The sequence below is a fragment of the Pseudoalteromonas sp. 0802 genome, from assembly GCF_013350085.1.
Lineage (GTDB): Bacteria > Pseudomonadota > Gammaproteobacteria > Enterobacterales > Alteromonadaceae > Pseudoalteromonas.
The window spans coordinates 128,543-146,986 of sequence record NZ_JABVXE010000008.1; the positions used below are offsets into that span (position 1 = coordinate 128,543).

17 protein-coding genes are annotated in these 18,444 nt (G+C 42.1%); 8 read left to right on the top strand and 9 right to left on the bottom strand.

Annotation, left to right across the window (positions count from 1 at the left end; translation table 11 throughout):
- Positions 1 to 24 precede the first annotated feature (24 nt).
- Both HUS61_RS13870 and HUS61_RS13875 read left to right on the top strand, forming a co-directional pair.
- The gene (locus tag HUS61_RS13870; protein WP_175082755.1) at positions 25 to 399 is read left to right on the top strand and encodes an STAS/SEC14 domain-containing protein; all 375 of its coding nucleotides are present in this window, start codon (positions 25 to 27) and stop codon (positions 397 to 399) included.
- Positions 400 to 407: 8 nt separating this feature from the next.
- Positions 408 to 1,427, top strand: a complete 1,020-nt coding sequence (locus HUS61_RS13875; RefSeq protein ID WP_175082756.1) for an endonuclease/exonuclease/phosphatase family protein — start codon at positions 408 to 410, stop codon at positions 1,425 to 1,427.
- Positions 1,428 to 1,473: 46 nt separating this feature from the next.
- Here HUS61_RS13875 and HUS61_RS13880 read toward each other — a convergent pair whose 3' ends face one another.
- Positions 1,474 to 2,064, bottom strand: coding sequence for a rhomboid family intramembrane serine protease (locus HUS61_RS13880; protein ID WP_175082757.1), 591 nt, complete (start codon positions 2,062 to 2,064; stop codon positions 1,474 to 1,476).
- Between the two features lie 112 nt (positions 2,065 to 2,176).
- Entirely contained in the window at positions 2,177 to 2,863 is a 687-nt protein-coding gene (locus HUS61_RS13885; RefSeq protein WP_062565094.1) for a type 1 glutamine amidotransferase domain-containing protein, read from the bottom strand.
- 134 nt (positions 2,864 to 2,997) lie between these two features.
- Between HUS61_RS13885 and HUS61_RS13890 the strand changes: the two genes are divergently transcribed.
- Positions 2,998 to 3,909 (top strand): LysR family transcriptional regulator, encoded by a 912-nt coding sequence (locus HUS61_RS13890; protein ID WP_175082758.1) that lies wholly within the window; start codon positions 2,998 to 3,000, stop codon positions 3,907 to 3,909.
- Here the strand turns inward: HUS61_RS13890 and HUS61_RS13895 are convergent.
- From HUS61_RS13895 to HUS61_RS13920, 6 genes are all read right to left on the bottom strand, one after another.
- Positions 3,906 to 4,643: a dienelactone hydrolase family protein gene (locus tag HUS61_RS13895; protein ID WP_175082759.1), complete on the bottom strand. Its 738-nt coding sequence runs from the start codon at positions 4,641 to 4,643 to the stop codon at positions 3,906 to 3,908. The genes HUS61_RS13890 and HUS61_RS13895 overlap by 4 nt on opposite strands.
- Before the next feature lie 88 nt (positions 4,644 to 4,731).
- Entirely contained in the window at positions 4,732 to 5,961 is a 1,230-nt protein-coding gene (locus tag HUS61_RS13900) for a glycerophosphodiester phosphodiesterase family protein (RefSeq protein ID WP_175082760.1), read from the bottom strand.
- 35 nt (positions 5,962 to 5,996) lie between these two features.
- On the bottom strand, positions 5,997 to 6,854 hold the full coding sequence (locus tag HUS61_RS13905; protein ID WP_175082761.1) for a carboxylate/amino acid/amine transporter: 858 nt from the start codon (positions 6,852 to 6,854) through the stop codon (positions 5,997 to 5,999).
- Between the two features lie 97 nt (positions 6,855 to 6,951).
- Complete coding sequence (locus tag HUS61_RS13910; RefSeq protein WP_175082762.1) at positions 6,952 to 8,379, bottom strand: amidohydrolase family protein; 1,428 nt, start codon at positions 8,377 to 8,379, stop codon at positions 6,952 to 6,954.
- Between the two features lie 147 nt (positions 8,380 to 8,526).
- On the bottom strand, positions 8,527 to 10,665 hold the full coding sequence (locus HUS61_RS13915) for a M3 family metallopeptidase (protein WP_175082763.1): 2,139 nt from the start codon (positions 10,663 to 10,665) through the stop codon (positions 8,527 to 8,529).
- A 216-nt stretch (positions 10,666 to 10,881) separates the two neighbouring features.
- Positions 10,882 to 11,091: a hypothetical protein gene (locus HUS61_RS13920; protein WP_054561957.1), complete on the bottom strand. Its 210-nt coding sequence runs from the start codon at positions 11,089 to 11,091 to the stop codon at positions 10,882 to 10,884.
- A gap of 197 nt (positions 11,092 to 11,288) precedes the next feature.
- Here HUS61_RS13920 and HUS61_RS13925 point away from each other — a divergent pair, with 197 nt between their 5' ends.
- Positions 11,289 to 12,161 carry a mechanosensitive ion channel family protein gene (locus HUS61_RS13925; protein WP_175082764.1) on the top strand — a complete coding sequence of 291 codons (873 nt, stop codon included), beginning with the start codon at positions 11,289 to 11,291 and terminating at the stop codon, positions 12,159 to 12,161.
- 23 nt (positions 12,162 to 12,184) lie between these two features.
- Here the strand turns inward: HUS61_RS13925 and HUS61_RS13930 are convergent, their stop codons facing one another.
- Complete coding sequence (locus tag HUS61_RS13930) at positions 12,185 to 12,733, bottom strand: HdeD family acid-resistance protein (protein WP_062564249.1); 549 nt, start codon at positions 12,731 to 12,733, stop codon at positions 12,185 to 12,187.
- Positions 12,734 to 12,888: 155 nt separating this feature from the next.
- Here HUS61_RS13930 and HUS61_RS13935 point away from each other — a divergent pair, with 155 nt between their 5' ends.
- From HUS61_RS13935 to HUS61_RS13950, 4 genes are all read left to right on the top strand, one after another.
- Complete coding sequence (locus HUS61_RS13935) at positions 12,889 to 14,583, top strand: mechanosensitive ion channel family protein (RefSeq protein WP_282658917.1); 1,695 nt, start codon at positions 12,889 to 12,891, stop codon at positions 14,581 to 14,583.
- A 368-nt stretch (positions 14,584 to 14,951) separates the two neighbouring features.
- Complete coding sequence (locus tag HUS61_RS13940) at positions 14,952 to 17,213, top strand: TonB-dependent receptor (RefSeq protein ID WP_058585507.1); 2,262 nt, start codon at positions 14,952 to 14,954, stop codon at positions 17,211 to 17,213.
- Positions 17,214 to 17,323: 110 nt separating this feature from the next.
- Positions 17,324 to 17,623: a hypothetical protein gene (locus HUS61_RS13945; protein WP_119853425.1), complete on the top strand. Its 300-nt coding sequence runs from the start codon at positions 17,324 to 17,326 to the stop codon at positions 17,621 to 17,623.
- Positions 17,624 to 17,671: 48 nt separating this feature from the next.
- Positions 17,672 to 18,328: an HAD family phosphatase gene (locus tag HUS61_RS13950; RefSeq protein ID WP_175082765.1), complete on the top strand. Its 657-nt coding sequence runs from the start codon at positions 17,672 to 17,674 to the stop codon at positions 18,326 to 18,328.
- Positions 18,329 to 18,444 lie beyond the last annotated feature (116 nt).

The window sequence follows — 18,444 nt, forward strand, 5'->3', positions numbered from 1 at the left end:
ATTATGAATAACAAGGAGGATGACATGAAAAAGCATGGTTTAGCCATTGGCCTTGAGCGAACTGGCACGACTTTTTATCTCACAATTAAAGTAGTCGGAAAGCTTACCCACGAGGATTATAAAACTCTCACTCCTCTTATAGATAATGCTGTAGCAGCAGTTCCGAGTGCAAAAATAAGAGCCTATGTTGATATTACTGAGTTAGAAGGCTGGGAGTTACAAGCGGCGTGGGATGATTTTAAGTTAGGCCTTAAACATAACAAAGAGTTTTGCCGTATAGCTGTGCTTGGTAGCAAAAACTGGCAACAAGTGGCAAGCAAAGTGGGTAACTGGTTTATCAGTGGCGAAGTGAAATACTTTGAAGACCCGATCATTGCCACTGAGTGGTTACACGAATAAGGAATTAAGTGATAGAAAACAGCCAATTAAAGGTGGCGACATTTAATTTATATAATTATTTAGCGCCACCTGACGCCTTTTATGATTTTCAGCGCATTTATAGCGCTGAGCAATGGGCCAAAAAGCAGCGCTGGCTGGCCGATTACCTTAAAAATCAGCAGCCAGACATTATTGGCTTTCAAGAAGTGTTCAGTATCAATGAACTGAAACAACAAGTTAACGCAGAGGGTTACCCTTATTTTGCAGTGGTTGATGAGCCAACGGTGATTGATGACTTTATTTATCGCGATCCGGTTGTGGCCATTGCCTCACGCTATAAAATTGTTGCTGTCAGTCAGATTGAGGCAGAGCAAGATGATATTTTAGCGATGGGCTTGAGCGATAATTTTAACTTTAGCCGCAGTATTATTCGCGCGACACTTGAAGTACCACACTTAGGACACGTCGATTGCTATGTAGTGCACTTTAAATCAAAGCGCAGCATGCTCCATCACCAAGATGATGAAAGCCACAGCGAACAGCAAAACTTAGTTATGCAGTTAAAATCGCAAGCCCTTGGGCGCTGGGCATCAAGTATGCAGCGTGGCAGTGAAGCAGCGCTGTTACTCGTTGAAATTATTAAGCGCAGAGCGCACACCAATAACCCTGTGATTGTGATGGGGGACTTTAATAATGAGTTACACGATGGTGTGCTTAACCATTTAATCGCTGACCACCTTCGTTTTAGCGGTCATAGGCAAAATAGCCCATCTCGTTCAGAGTTCAAACTACAAGATAGTTGGCAACTCTATCAGCGCCATGTTGTCACCGAGAACGACAGAGAAGCCACCCACTATTTTGGTAGTAGCAGCTCAGTATTTGATTATATTTTGTTATCCCGTGAGTTTGATGCCGGGTTTCAGGGTAGCTTTTTTGAGGTGGTTGATTATCACACCTATGATCAGCACTTGATCAACCCCCAGTTTGCCTATGATGATCAAAGTACCGACCATGGCGTTGTGATGGTGACAATGAAGTTAAGAGACTAGAAGCTAATAGCTTTCAGCTTTCAGCTTTCAGCTTTCAGCTGTCAGTTTAAAGCTTAGGGCTCTTTTGCTTATCACGCTTTGCCATAATATAGCCGATGAATGCGCCGCTAATTGCGCCGAATAAATGGCTTTCGAATGAAATATGAATGCGCTGCGGGAAGACACCCCAAATCAGGCCGCTGTATAACACAACAACCGCAATACTGATTAAAATGGCTTTGAATGAGCGGTGCATAATGCCGTAGCTAATTAAATAGCCCCATAAACCGTAGATAACACCACTTAGCCCTACATGAATATTGCTGCGGCCAAATAGCCATACTAGTAATCCACCAATGAGCGCTGTACCTGCAAACACCAGCCAAAAGCGTTTTACGCTATATTGGCAAACTAGCCAGCCGAGAATAGCAAATGGCACTAGGTTACTAAAAAGGTGTGCCCAGCCACCATGTAAAAATGGTGCAAAAAACACCCCTGATAAACCAGATATCTGTCTTGGCAAAATACCTAAGCCGTTTAAGTTTATGCCGGGTAGAGTATTAATTATTTGCAGTACCAAGCACACCAGCATAATGCCTAAAATTGCGAATCGCTTACTACTGATAGGAGGAATTTTGACAGCTTTTTTTTCAGTCATGATGAGAAGCTCTTAAATCAATGTGACCGAATGAGTATAACTTATTAAAAGTGAAGGTAAACACCTTGATATGCAAGGTGTTTACTAAAGGTCTAGAGCATATTGAGCTAGTTTAACCTAATTTGGTTAATAGTTTTTTCGCAGCAAGCTCAGAACTTGCAGGGTTTTGCCCTGTGATTAGTAGGCCATCTTCAATCGCAAGCTCGCCCCAATCATCGGTTTTTTGATACTGACCACCTTGTTTGATTAGCTCATCTTCAACAAGTAATGGCACAACATTGGTAAGCTGTACGGCATCTTCTTCTGAATTACTAAAGCCGGTTACTTTTTTATCAAATACCACAGATTTACCAGCTGCATTTTTCGCATTCAGTAATACGGCACTGGCGTGACATACTGCACCCACTGGTTTCTCTGAGTTAAGAAATTGCTCTATCAAGCTAATTGAATCTTGGTTATCAACTAAGTCCCATAACGGACCATGGCCACCTGGGTAAAATACCGCATCAAAATCATCGGCTTTAACTTCAGCCAGAGGTTTAGTATTAGCCATTAAAGTTTTTGCCGCACTGTCTTGCTCAAAACGTTTTGTGGCATCGGTTGCTGCATCAGGGGCTGCACTATTTGGATCAACCGGAGGTTGGCCACCTTTAACAGAAGCTAAAGTTACCTCTGCACCGGCATCAATAAAGGCGTAGTAGGGCGCCGCAAATTCTTCGACCCAAAAGCCCGTTTTATGGCCGGTATCGCCAAGTTCATCGTGTGAAGTGAGTACCATTAAAATTTTCTTAGCTGACATAGTGAATCCCTTTTTGTGTATTAAACATCGTTAATAACACTATAGGGGTGAAAATCGAGTTAAACAACGCAGATAAATTTAACTTCATTGGTTTAATAATTGATACAATTATTCAGGTTAGATTAGGAGTTTGTATGAAAGTATCGTTTGAGCAATTAAAAAGCATGGTGGTGTTTGCCCACATTGTGCAGCAAGGCAGCTTAACTAAAGCGGCTCAACAACTTGGTTTATCAAGAGCTGTAGTTAGTTATCACTTAAAGAAATTAGAACAGCAATTAAAGCTCACGTTACTTAACCGCTCAACGCGTACCATGGCTCTCACCGAAGCAGGTATGGCTTATTACGAACGTTGTCAGGCTATCACTGAGCACGCTGAGGCTGCTAACTTACACCTTGAGAACTTAAAGAGTGAACCGGTTGGGGTTATCAAATTGAGTTGTCCGGTGAATGTTGGTTTGCAACTTGTGGTACCGGCACTGGCTCAGTTTAAGCGTTTGTATCCGAAAATAGATATTGATTTACAGCTTAGTGATGATGTGGTTGATATCATCAAAGAGGGCTTTGACTTAGCGATTAGAGGCGTGGCCCTTGAAAGCTCAAACTTACAAGCCACTAAACTTGCAAGCATGGCGACTTGCTTATGTGGCTCAGTCGATTACTTTACAAAATACCCTATACCAAAGAGCATCGCCGATTTAGCAGAGCATACATGGGTGGTGTATCAACCAAGTAGTGCTGTTGTCACGCTCGAAAAAGATAAACGCCGCTTTGAGGTGGCAGTTAGTGGTGGCATAAGTACCAACAATGCTGCTGCTCGAACTGCCTTTGTAGAAGCTGGGCATGGCTTAGCGAAAATCCCAGTTTATGATGCATTGCCAAGGATCAAAGCAGGATTGTTACGCACAATCTTAGATGATTACAAAACTGCTGATATTGAACTTTATGGCGTATTCCCGCCAGGGGCGGCGGGAAGCAAAAAGCTGCGGGTTTTACTCGATTACTTGAAGGATTATTTTACTAATCAAGTAGCCACTATGACGATTTAAACAAGTGTGCGATTAAATAAAGCAACGGCTTGTTGATACATGCTGATGGCAAGAGCTGGGTCGTATCGGTCGCCTTCGTCGCGCATAAACGCATGTTGGGCGTTCACTTCTTGCCACTGGTAATTAATGCCTGTTGCCACCGCTTGTTGGTAAATTTTAAGGCGGCCTTCTTTTGGTACATGTGGGTCTTGTTTACCCCAAACAAAGTGGATCTCACCTTTAATATCTGCCATGCGCTCAAATGAGTTATTACCTGCTTGTGCTGGTAAAGTATCGCTGTGTATATCTGTCGCGTATAAACAAAAAGCGGCTTTGATACTTGGGTTTAATGCAGCTCGGTATGCAAGGTGACCACCAATACATACGCCCATGGCACCGACATTTCCTGTGCAGTAATCTTGCTGACGTGCAAATGCAATTAAAGCGTCAGTGTCTGAGTCATGGCTCTCAAGCGGTTTTGCCCATTTGTCGGCATTGCCTTTGTCTTTACCAGCATCATCATAAGCAAGTACCGTCCCAATAGGATTTAACTCATGAAAAACTTCTGGCACTAACACGACAAAACCATGACCAGCAAGTATTGCCGCAGAGCGTGCAATAGGGGCTGTTTCTTGGAAAATTTCAGAATAGAAAATAACACACGGGTATTTACCTTCTTCTACAGGGCGATAAATACTGGTGCGCATTGTGCCTGTGTTGGTCGCTATGTCGTGGCTATGGTGCTGAATAATCATGTTAATCCTTGTAAAATCGGTTTAGCTAATAATACCTCAGCCCCACCTTTTGGACGAGTCAAAGCCCTTGAAATTTATTGATGCTCAGCTATTTTATTGAGGCAGGATACTGCATACAGCTTGCGTAATAGGTAAGGGTAGCAGGCCAGTCAGAGAAAATAGCCATCACACCCACTTGCTTAGCAAGGACGTCTATCACATTCATCATTTGCCCATCTTGTTTAATCACACTGGCAATCGACTGGTAATAATAACCACCGCCCTTAGTTAATGGACCAGAGCGCTCTAAACTCCAAGTAATGATGTTCAGCCCTGCTTGTTTAGCTTTAATAGCATAAAGGGAAGGTACGATTGCACCTGACTCATCAAGGCTTAAAAGCATCCACATTGGCGGTGCGATAATACGTACTCCATCGTCATACAGAGCCTGCATTGATGGCTGCCAAGTTGTTTCATCCATCGCATCAAAGTCTGCTTGCTCATCTCGGCCATCAAGATAAATACTGTTGTTTGCAAATTCAGGGTGATTTTTTAGCCAATACTTCACATCTTCAAGATTAAATGATTGTGGATACACATGATTGCTATTCACACCTGAAGCTCGGTACTCATCAAGCATTTTTTGCGCATAATCTTGCTGGCTAAAACCGTTAAATGGCATGCTAACTTCTGGGCTTTTTAGCTCGGGTGTCATTTTTACACCCAGTGATTTGAATAACTTAATGCTTTGCTGGTGGGTCATAACAGTGCCACTGTTTGCGTATAAATCAGTGCGCCAGCTTGGTGTTCCTTGCATATATTCAGCGACCGTTTTGGCGTTTGGGTTGGCACCATCCATTTTAGCTTTTAAGGTTAAAAACTCAGCTTGGGTGATATCGCTGGTGCAGCATTTAGCCTGAGCTGGTTGGCCGTCTTTGGTCGGAGTAAAAGGCTGGCTGCATTTTGCAGCGAGCTCAGGAATCGCTAAAATGTTGGTAGTGGTGTGTAAATCACACTGTGAATGGCGACACACGAGTTGTTTGTCTTTAGTAAAGGCGACGTCACATTCAAGTACGCCAGCGCCCATTCTTGCAGCGGCTAAATATGACTCTTTGCTGTGCTCAGGAAACTGCATGGGGGCACCGCGATGACCAATTACAAAATCAGTTTTATAGAAAGGGCCATTACCGCATTCAGCAAGTTGCTGCTTTAACGGCCCATCTGTCATCTTGTCGATTAAATAGTAAGGCCTAGCACCCACTTGCACTGCCTGTTCGACAGGCAGATTCTTACAGCCTTGAATAACGAAACCTAAACAACATAAAACCAGTGCGCGCATAACAGCATCCCTCTAATCGAATAGAGTTTAGCCTATCATGACTCCGTGGCAGTTTTATTAAGTTTCTGATTTATAATAAGTGCTAATAAGATAATCGCAGCGCCGATGGCAAGCTTGATGATATCGGCATCACGATTCCAAATCACAATGTTAACGATGATCCCTGCTGGGATCAGTAGGTTATTCATTACGGCCAAGGCACCTACATTGACAGTAGTTGCGCCCTTATTCCACGCGAAATAACCAAGCCCTGAAGCAATCGTGCCTAAGTAAATTAACACGCCCCATTGTGTCGTTGTGGTGGGTAGCTTACTCGTATCACCAAATAAGCCGTAACAAATTAGTGCGACAATTAAAGCGCCAATGAAGAACCAAGCAAACACCCGAGAGTGGGGGAGTTGCTCATCTTGCATTAAACGTTTGTAAGTTACTTGACCGGTAGCAAAGCAAATATTAGCAGCCTGCACCATTAACATACCAATGAGATAGTTTTCATCGACGCCTTCATAGCGAATAGCAACGGCACCTAAAATAGCTAGCATTGCGGCGAATAAAAACTTGGCATTAAAACGCTTTTCAAGCAAATCGTTTAACAAAGTGATGTAAAGTGGCGTCATTACCGTAAATAGCAGTACCTCGGGCACGCTAAGGTACAAAAAGGAATGGTAATAGAAGCTGTACATCACGCCTAGTTGTACTGCGCCTATTGCCATGAGCTTTAGTGCTAAGGCTTTAGGGGTTTTACGCCAGTGTAAAAAGGGCAAAAACACGCAAGTTGCCAAGCCAATGCGCATTAACACACTAAACCATGCATCCACTTGGCCTGCTAAATAAACACCAATAAGACTAAACGAAAAGGCCCAAAGCAGGGTTACAGCAAATAAGTAGGTCATGTTATTCGAGTTATGTGCAAAAAGGGCAGTGTATATGAGATGGCTGAAAATTAAAATTGCCCATGACGGATAATACGCGGTCATGGGCAATGGGGGGTTAGGGTTGGCTGGCAACAAAGGCTTTTGCTTGTTGCTTTAATAGCTCGAGTGCGTTGCTATCGTAAAACGTGCTGTGCGAGACAACACCCTTTAGCGTTTGTGTATTACGAATATCAATAAGCGGGTTTTCTGATAGCAAAATGAGATCGGCTACTTTCCCTTCACTAAGGGCACCATATTGCTGTTGTTTATTTAAAAATTTAGGCCCCGCGAGTGTTGCGGCTTGCAGTGTTTGCAGTGGTGTTAGGCCATATTCAGTAAAAATACTCAGTTCTTGGTGCAAAGAAAGCCCCGGATAAATATACGAATTTAAAAAGCCCGCGTCTGTGCCTGCAATAATGCTCACACCTGCCTGTTGGGCGATAGGGAGTAACTGGGCGGTTTTAATAAAACGCTCTTTGCGCTGTTTGATTTGTGCAGGGGTGTCTTTGTTAGCTCTATCAACTCGCCATTGATACGTCGCTTTTAAACCTTTACCTAAATAATCTAAATAGGCATCGTCTTGATGATTGTCTTCATCAATGTAAGCCGTTATTTTGCCACCAATCAAGGTTGGCACCACGGCGGTGTCGTTGTTAGCAAGAACCGTAAACTTCTCAATAGCTGTCGGTTCATCAAACTGCGCGGTGATAATAGGCAGCGCAGTGCGATAACTCAGCTCTTTTGAAGCAACCTTTGCAGAAATATCTGCTTCGTTTTTAGCCGCAGCTTTAAGCATATAGGTCATATGCTCAATCGCATCAAGACCCGCCTTGGAAACATCAGTCACAGACAGTGAAAATGGAATATGCCCCGAAATTTGATAACCACGCTTTTTAACCTCATGCACGGCTTTTATGTAGAGCTCAGGCGTTAAAGCGCTGTCGGTAATTTTGATAAAATCAACGTCCATGCTGTCTAATAGATCCATTGCAGCATGCATTTCTTCAGTCGTTTCTACTTCTAAATCACCGGGCCAAATAGACCCTTTACCTTCTAATTTCGGGCCTGAGGTGAAAATAGTTGGGCCCACTAACTGACCTTGTTTTACTTGTTCACGCCAGCTAAGTACAGATTCACTCAAATCAGCCGCAGCATCACGAACAGTTGTTACGCCGTAGGCTAAATACAGTGGCAATAGCTGTTTATTTTCTTCAATAAGTTCATCACCACCACCAAAGTGGACATGCATATCCCATAGACCAGGCATGACATACTGACCTTTGGCATCAATCAATGTTGAGCTTTGATAGTGGCTACTTAAAGGTTTATCGCTACGTTTGATGATAATTCCATCGCGAATGGCAAGAGATTGCTTTGCTGAGATAGCCCCAGTTTGCATATCAATAATTTGGGCGTTTTCTATCACGATGTCAGCGCGCTCATCTGGGGGGGATGAACATGCAGCTAAAGCTGAGCAAAGTCCTAAAAGTAAAGCGTTTTTCATGTGTGAACTCGTGTTTTTCTTTGAGATTAGCAAAAACGAGTTAACTGACAATGGCTTTGAGATGAATAGGAATAAAAGTGGGGTGAAAATTTAATTGATACTTAAAAAGTATGAGGGTTGCCCCTCATACTCTAAACAACAGTGTGATTATTCAACTAAACCACGACGCTTTAATAGTGCGTCTGTTGTTGGTTTTTGACCACGGAACTCAATGTAACTTTGCATTAAGTCGCGGCTGTTACCTTTTGATAAAATCTCTTTGCGGAAATTATCACCGTTTTCACGTGTTAAACCACCTTCTTCAGTCATGTGTGCAAACGCATCTGCTGCGAATACTTCAGTCCAAAGGTAAGCGTAATAACCCGCTGAGTAACCACCGGCAAAGGTATGGCTGAAGTAGCAAGACTTATAACGTGGTGGTACTGGGTAATATGCAATACCATGCTTGTCTAATGCATCATGTTCAAACTTTTGTACGTCAGTGATATCAGCATCAACACCAAATGAGTGCCATTCCATATCAAGCAGTGCCGCCGCTAAGTACTCAGTTGTATCAAAGCCTTGGTTGAACTTTTGTGACTCAAGTACTTTCGCAAGTAACGCTTTTGGAATTGGTTCACCTGTTTTGTAGTGCTTGGCGTAGTTTGCAAGTACTGTCGGTTCTATATTCCAGTCTTCGTTTGCTTGTGAAGGGAATTCAACAAAGTCACGAGCAGTTGCTGTACCTGCTAAGCTTGGGTATTTAACATCAGAGAATAAACCGTGCGCAGCATGACCAAACTCATGGAACATCGTTGTTACTTCAGAGAAAGTCATGAGTGTTGGTTGACCTTCAGCTGGCTTAGGAATGTTCTGTGCATTGTAGATCACAGGCATAGTGTCTTTAAGACCGCTTTGGCTAACATAGGCACTCATCCAGGCACCACCACGTTTACCTTCACGTGCGTAAGGGTCCATGTAGAATAGGCCAATAGCGCTACCGTCTTCGTTAAATACTTCAAACACCATGACGTCTTCGTGATAAACCGGTAGGTCTTTACGCTCTTTAAAGGTAATGCCATAAAGTTTATTCATCGCAAAGAATAGACCGTCGTGGATCACTGACTGCATTTCAAAGTAAGGCTTAACTAAAGCTGGGTCTAAGTCGTACTTCTCTTGGCGAACTTTTTCAGCGTAAAACGCCCAGTCCCAAGGTTGAAGCGCAAATGTTTCACCTGACTTTTTGATTACTTGTTGGATTTGCTCTGCTTCTGCTTCTGCTTTAGCAACCGCTTTCGGCGCTAAGTCATCAAGGATGCCGTAAACATTTTCAGTTGTTTGCGCCATACGATTAGTCATTACATACGAAGCCCAGTCTTTATAACCAAGTAATGCCGCTTTTTCTGCACGTAGCTTAGTTTCTTTGATGATGATAGGGCTGTTTGTTGCTTGTGCACGCGTTGAAGAAGTTGTCCAAATCTTTTCACGAAGCTTGCGGTTTTCAAGGCTTTGTAAGATAGGTTGGCGAGTCGTGTTCACCAATGTGATCATGTAACCTTCTTTACCTGCTTTTTTGGCTGCAGCTGCAAGGCTTGCAATTTCACCTTCAGATAAACCCGCTAATTCGCTTTTATCTTTAACTAAAATCACATCTTCTTTAAATGATTTTAAGATATTTTGTGAAAACTCAGTTGAAAGCTTGGCAAGCTCTGCGTTGATTTCACGCATTTTTGCCTTTTCAGCTTCAGTTAGTTTTGCACCCGCGTTAACGAACTTTTTGTAGTAGTAATCAACAAGGCGTTGATCTTCAGCATTTAAAGACGCTTTGTTGTCGTAAATGCTTTGTACGCGAGCAAATAAAGCTTTGTTTAAGTAAATGTCATCAGTGTGAGCTGACATAATCGGCGCCATTTTAGCGGCGATACGTTGGTACTCACTGTCAGAGATTAAACCTGATAAATTAAAAAATGCCGCAGACGTGCGGTCTAATAGCTCACCAGAGTACTCCATTGCAACAAGGGTATTTTCAAATGTTGCTGGTTCTGGGTTGTTTGCAATCTTTGCAATTTCAGCTTTTTGCTGTGCGATGCCTGCTTCAAACGCTGGCTCGTAGTCTTTAGTCGAAATTTTATCAAACTCAGGGGCCATGTATTGTAAAGGGCTTGGCTTGAAAAGAACGTTTTCAACATTAGCTGTTTGTGTTTCAGCGGCAGTTTCAACTTGAGTTTGAGTGTCGGCTTGTTGTGAACTACAAGCAGATAATAAAAGCACACTAGCAATCGTAGTTGCTACTAAGGTCTTACGCATGAGAGCTCCAAAAATGTGGATAAATCTTTTCTAACTTATCAAATTTTTGGTTAGAAACAATCAAGTTTGTCGTCTGAATGGGGAATTTGAACGCAAATAAAGCTGTTGAGGGATAAAAATGTGTAAAAAGCCATCAATTGTGTATTAATGGCTCACTTAAGTAAAAAGTGGCACTAGCTGCCAGTTTAAATCTTGTTGGTAATAAATCACCATAGGTTAGTTGTAACCCAACACAAACTTTTTCTCTGAGCCAAAGCTTTCTGGCATAGCGTTGCCAAACTCTTTGTTAATTAAATTCAGTGAGTGCTCTTGCTCAGCAAGTAAGTTTAAGATGCGGTTACGGTACTCTAAACTTGATTCAAATAAGTTTAGATCAACCAAGGGTTGTAAAGTGGCAAGTTTTTGTGTGAGTGTCATTTGTGACATTGTGTTCTCCTCGTGCTATTCAAAGCCTGTGAAACCTCAAGCTCTCTCTATGTATATAGCAGCTGTAGTCTAAAATAGTTAATAATTAGCGCATATTGCGCATAAAGAGCTTAGTATTTACCAAGTTTTCACCTATTATGCCGTGCTAAACTTAGTCACAACTGAACCAAACTGATTTTTACTAGGAATGTTAATTTATGACCCTTGCTGATCTGCAATCTGCATTATCGTTTGTATTGTTCACCTACAATGACGTGCAAATTACTGTACTAAAAGTAATTCAAGTGCCTTTGGTGCTGTTTTTAATGTGGTTTGTGGTTACCTGGATTGGTCGATTAATCAAAAAAGCATTACTGGCAAAAAACCTAGGCCCTGACGCGGTTCACTTATTTACCCGTATTTACCTTGTCGTTACTATTGCTGTGCTTGTGTTTACCTCACTAGAGGTACTCAATATTCCTCTAACGGCGTTTGCATTTGTTTCTGGTGCCATTGCAATTGGTGTTGGTTTTGGTGCGCAAAACATTATCAATAACTTTATTAGTGGTTGGATTTTAATGTGGGAGCGACCAATTCGTATTGGCGACTTTTTAGAAGTGGGCACAGCTAAAGGAGTCGTTGAGACAATTAATACCCGTTCTACTCGTATCCGTCGTAACGATGGGGTGCATATGCTAGTACCAAATAGCCAGTTATTAGAAAACACGGTAACTAACTGGACCTTAATTGACCGTAATGCCCGTTCATTTGTGAATGTTGGCGTTGCCTATGGTTCAGACGTGGTGCTTGTAGAGAAGCTGATGAAGCAAATTCTTGATGATCACCCTGCCATTTTAAAAACACCTGCATCATCTGTGTTATTTGATGACTTTGCTGATAGCTCTTTAACTTTTAGCGCTATTTTCTGGGTATGTGCTGAATCAGAAGCACCGCTTCGCCAAGTGCGCAGTGAGCTGCGTTTTAGCATTTATAAAGTATTTGCCGAAAATAACATTACCATTGCATTCCCGCAGCGCGATATTCATATCGATGGTGAGATTGCTTTAACAAGGCGTAACAGCCAAAAATAAAAAAAGCGGCTAGGCCGCTTTTTTTATGCTTGTTCATTGAGCTTTTTCAGCTTCATAGCAAGCAACACCATCATTATGCCAAATACGATGGCATAGGTTGCAACTAGCCAAAGTAGAGTGATTATGCCCGCGCCAGGGTTAAATATCAGATAACCACCAAAGATAATCGAAATAATACCGCTACCAATTAACAGCCATTCATTACTGATCTCTTTGCGTAGTTTACTGGCAATCAATATTTCAATCACGCCGATAGCAATGGCCCATGCGGCAATAAAGTACAGCATTAAGATAGCCGTTACGTTGGGAGCAAACAGGGTTACAAGTGCAGCAGCAATTGAAATTAAACCACCCACTAATAGCATCCACCAAAGTGGGTTTTCATTTTTTGAAGCAATAGCTAACCAAGTTCTAATGGCACCATCGACAAAAAAGTAAGCGGCGAAAATAAACATCAGAATCGCTAATGAGGCTTCTGGGGCAAACCAACCACATAAGCCAAAAACGATGGCAATGGCACCGTGGATCATTAATGATGACCAATGGGGGATCAGTGAACTTGAGATTTGCATAATAGTATCCTTTGCTTAAGTCTCTATATAACTAACATTTCAGTGCTTGCTTGCAAAGATTTTTAATTATTTTTTGTACAGTTACACAAACCATGCTCTAATTTAATTAGCTGATTATTTCAGTGATTTAATGTTTATTGAACAAGGAATAGAGTGTGAGCCGTTGTAATACCAAGTTTTCATTACAATTTAGTAAGTTATTAGTGTGTTTTTTACTGTTGTTTAATGCGCCATTATGGGCAACAACCACACCAGAAGTGACCGTTAAATCCTTAATTGATAAAGACAACAAGGAAGAGCAAGCCGAACAAAAACCGGCCAAACAAGAATCTGAAACGAATACACCTGCTACAACGGAACAAGTGCAGGAGCCTCTTGAAGATGACTTACCCTATGATGCTTTTGACCGAATTACGCCGCGCAGCTCCATGCAGGGGTACTTAAAAGCGGCCCGGGACCGAGATTTTGAACGTGCCAGCCATTATCTTGACTATCGTAACTTACCCAAAGAAGTTGAGGCATTAGGAAAAATTCAGCTTGCTGAAAATCTATCAGTGGTACTTGATCGTACCTTATGGGTCGATGTTGATAACTTGAGCAATAAGCCTAAAGGAAAACAAAAAGAAAGCGTGCCTAGTTATCGTGATTTGGTTGGAGAAATCAGCACTTCACAAGGTAAGGTGCAAATTTTATTGCAAAGTGTACCTGATGATAAAACAGGTAACCGGATCTGGAAAATATCGAATGCCACCGTAAGTCAAATCCCTCTACTCACCAAAGAGTATGGCTATAACCGAGTTGGTGAGTGGCTTTACGATTACCTACCAGACATTGAGTTTTTGGGTGTGATGCTTTGGCAGTGGATTTATTTTGCCTTCACATTTGTACTGTTTTTAGCGGTCGCGATTATCATTACCCGCATAATCACGTTTATTCTCGCACACTTAAAAGTCCCTGTAGAAAAAGACGTTATTGGTTTTATTAATGGGCCGGTTAGCCTGTTACTTGCGGTATTTATGGCGCGTTCATTGAACGACCAATCTAATGTAACTATTGCTGTGATGGCGCTATTTCATGGCGCGACCGTGTTATTGATCGCTTGGGGCTGGATTTGCCTACGGGCAGTTGATCTTGCCAAACACAGATTAAGCCAGCGCTTTATTAGACAAGATAAACCACAAGCGATTTTCTTATTACGCCCTATAAGTAATGTAGCTAAAACCCTGATTGTCATTTCGTTGCTATTCATGTGGTTTGAAAACTTAGGCTTTAATGCCACTACCTTACTGGCAGGTTTAGGTATTGGTGGCCTTGCAATTGCCCTTGCAGCGCAAAAAACTGTTGAGAATATCATTGCAGCAATCACCTTATATATCTCTGCACCAGTAAAAATAGGTAGCTTATGTAAGTTTGGCAGCCAGTTAGGCACGGTAGAAGAAATAGGGCTAAGAGCAACGCGAATTCGAACGCTTGATCGTTCTGTTATCTATGTAGCGAATGCAAAGTTTGTTGATATGCAGCTTGAGAATATCTCGGAACGGGAGCGTATTTCTTATCGACCTAAATTGATGCTCAGTGCCAATACTAAGCAACAAAACCTAATGTCGTTTATGCAAGCCCTAAGAGAGCTTTTAGAGCAACACAAGCACATTGCCTTTGAGCCTTGCCGTGTTCGCTTTAAAGGCTTCACGCCTTGGGCTTTACAAGTGGATGTACTAAGCTACGTAGAGACCGTCGACTTTGCTTTTTATATGGAAGTAATCGAAGAATTAAATTTAGCAATCTTAGGCTTATTAAATGAGCATGAGTGTGAATTAGCTAACCCAGAATTCGCACGTGTGACTGATTAGTTGCTAAAAAAGGGGTAAATGAAAGCGACTCTCATTTGTACATAATGTCTACACATTGTTGCAATTAGATGCACAGGACATATGTCCGCTTTGGTGAAAAATAATTGCATAAAATCTTCTAAATGCGGCGATGTTGCCGCTAATTGTTGTAAAAAAATTGTATATTTATAATTTTTAATGCAGTAAAAGTGTCATAAAGTGTTATAATCGTCAGCGTTCGTTCAGCCTCTTTACTTCGTTTTGCACTCTCGAACTAGAGGTCCGCGCAGCTTATTACAAGGCGCGAAAAATTGGCCGAGCCCGTCAAATGAATTGACGCAACATCATCACCGTTGAATAAGAGTGCATAAAAAAGGTTAAAACCCGACATGAAAGCAATGAAAAGATCTACGTTAGCAACACTTATCAATGCAACGTTGTTCTCTGCCGTAGCAGGTACTTCATTTTCAACTCTTGCTGCCGACGAAGCGACAGCAGAAAAAAACAACCAACTAGAAGTTATTCAAATCACCGCTCGTAAACGTGTAGAAAACGCTCAGGAAGTACCTGTAGCTGTATCTGCATTACAAGGTGACAGCTTAGACGCTTACAGCTCAGCTGGTATGGATATTCGTTTTATGAATGCGAAGATCCCAAGCTTATCAATCGAATCTTCGTTTGGTCGTTCTTTCCCACGCTTTTATGTTCGTGGTCTAGGTAACACTGACTTTGACCTAAATGCTTCTCAACCAGTTTCGTTAGTTGTAGACGAAGTTGTTCAAGAGAACGCAATCTTAAAAGGTTTCCCTGTATTTGACGTAGCACGTGTAGAAGTTCTTCGTGGCCCACAAGGTACTTTATTCGGTCGTAACACACCGGCTGGCCTTGTTAAATTTGATACAGTTAAGCCATCACAAGAATTTGAAGGCTATGGCTCAGTATCTTACGGTAGCCGTGGCGCAGTTGATTTTGAAGGTGCTGTTGGCGGTGGCCTAACAGACCGTTTATCAACGCGTGTTTCTGTACTTTGGCAAGAAAAAGACGATTACATCGATAACCGTGCACCGGGTTTTGAACAAGATGACGTTTTAGGTGGTTACACTGAAAAAGCGGCACGTGTTCAGTTCTTATATGAAGGTGACGATTTCACTGGTCTTTTCAACTACCACGTTCGTGATATGGACGGTACGCCAATCGCATTCCGTGGTAACGCTATTAAAGCAGGCACAAACGATTTAGCTGATAACTACGAACATGATGTGGTTTACCACGATGCTGCTTCTCGTGCGACACAACAAGTTGAATCTCAAGGCGCAAGCTTAAAGCTTGAGTGGGATATCAATGATTTAACTCTTACGTCAATCTCTGCATGGGAAAGCGCTGAAATCTATTCTCGCGCTGACATCGACGGTGGTTACGGTGCAAGCTACTTACCAGATATGGGCCCAGGTTTTATCCCGTTCTATTCTGAAAGTGCTGACGGTATTCCAGATCAAGACCAATACACGCAAGAACTTCGTTTATCTAGCAACTATGCTGGCGACGTAAACTTCCAAGTAGGTGTTTTCTACTTTGATGAAGCGCTAACAATCGAAAACTTCAGCTACGACACTTATGGTTCAACACCAGGTGAGTTAAACGGCTATGTTATCCAGCAGCAAGATACAAAAGCATGGGCGGTATTCGGTTCATTAGATTACACAATCACTGATGATCTAAAAATCACTGCAGGTCTACGTTACTCAGATGACGAAAAAGAGTTCTCTGCAAACCGTACTCTGAGCCCTGCAGGTGGCGGTGCGTTATTCCTAACAGAAAATCCAAGTGACGACCACGTTAGCTGGGATTTATCTGCTAACTACAAGATCAACGACGACGTAAACTGGTACGCGCGTGTTGCTAACAGCTTCCGTGCACCAAGTATCCAAGGTCGTATCTTATTCGGTGATGAAGTAACTGTTGCTGAGTCTGAAACTGTGACGTCTTTCGAAACAGGTATCAAATCAGACGTACTTGACGGCCAAGGTCGTGTAAACGCAACTGTGTTCTACTACACAATGGATGACCAACAATTAACAGCTGTAGGTGGTGGTGCAAACTTCAACCGTTTAGTTAATGCTGATAAGACAACTGGTTACGGTTTTGAGTTAGACACTGAGTGGGTATTAACTGACAACCTAAACGCTACATTTAACTTAAGCTACAACAACACTGAGCTTGATGATAAAGACCTAGCCGTTGACGTATGTGCGCAGTGTACTGTAACAAACTCATTAAACAGCGCAGGCCAAGCTATCCTTGATGGTAACAGCTTACCTCACGCACCTGAGTGGATCTCTAACCTTACATTACGCTATAGCCGCGAAGTGGCTGACGGTGAATTCTTCACTTACGCTGACGTGTCTTACCGCAGCGAAATCAACTACTTCTTATACGAGTCAGTTGAGTTTGAAGGCAAGCCATTAACTGAAGTAGGTTTACGTGCAGGTTATGCTTGGGCTGAAGGCGACAACGAATATGAAGTATCAGCATTCGTTCGTAACATGTTCGACGAGCAACAATCAATCGGTGCTATCGACTTCAATAACAACACAGCAATGGTGAACGAAGAGCGTTACATCGGTGCTGAGTTCAAAGTAAGCTTCTTCTAAGCTGAAATAATAAGTCCTATTAAAACCCGCTGTATAGCGGGTTTTTTCGTTTATAATCGCGTTGGTAACTGCTAAAGTGGCAGGATTAATTGAAGAGAAAGAGAATAACTATGGCTGGATTTTGGAACTACCGTGTAATTTTTTGTGAAGCAACAAAAGATGAAGCGGCACAATATCAAATTCATGAAGTTGAATATAACTTAAATGGTAAAGTGACTAACTGGTCAGAAACTGGTGCAGCACCATTTGGTAATACAGTCGAAGAACTTGAAGCAGATGCAGAACGTTTAAAAACAGCGTTTTCTAAGCCGATTTTAAAAGTGGTAAGAAAGCAACGTGGCTACGAGCTGGTTGATGTAGAAACAGGCGAAGAAGCGTTTGCTGAGCCACCTGCGGGCTTAACTGAATAATCATATTTAAAGGTGTCTATGGCACCTTTTTACTTTGAAGGAATGAGGATGACTTTAAAAGCAGTATTGTTTGATATGGATGGCACCTTGGTTGATTCTGAAAGTGTGCATTTTAATATTTGGAATGACTTGTTAGCTCCTTTTGGCGTGCAGTATGATGAAGCTACGTTTTGTCAGCGCTTCTCAGGAAGACCAACACTTGAAGCCGCTAAAGAGGTTGTGAAAAATTATGGGCTTACTATCAGCCCAGAACAGTTAACGGATGATAAGTACGCTGCATTTGGCCGTTTTGTTAGTACTAATTTGCCCGCCTTTATGCCACATGCAAAAGCGGTGCTTGAGCAAGTCAAAGCCAGTGGTTTAAAAATGGCATTAGTAACAGGTAGTGCAAAAGATGAAGCCTATCCTATTTTAAAAGGCTATGGCATTTTCGATTGGTTTGACTGTGTGGTTACCAAAGATGATGTTAATAATCCTAAACCTGCTGGTGACCCTTATCAACTAGCTCTAGATACGCTAGAAATAAAGGCTAATGAGGCTGTAGCTGTCGAAGATACCTTTACCGGTGTCACTGCAGCAAGCAATGCCGGTGTTGCTGTGTATGCGGTGCCGAATCATTTCACGTTAGAGCATGATTTTAGTAAAGCCGCGGGTGTGTTTGCTGATTTGAGCGAATTTTTCAAATGGCTACAAACTAAACTATAATTAGCTGACTATTGCTAAGCTGCTTTTGTTAAGTAGCTATTGTTAAGTAGCTATTGTTAAGTAGCTATTGTTAAGTAGTCAAAGCCAGAGCCAGTTAATACTCACAAATTTGCAAG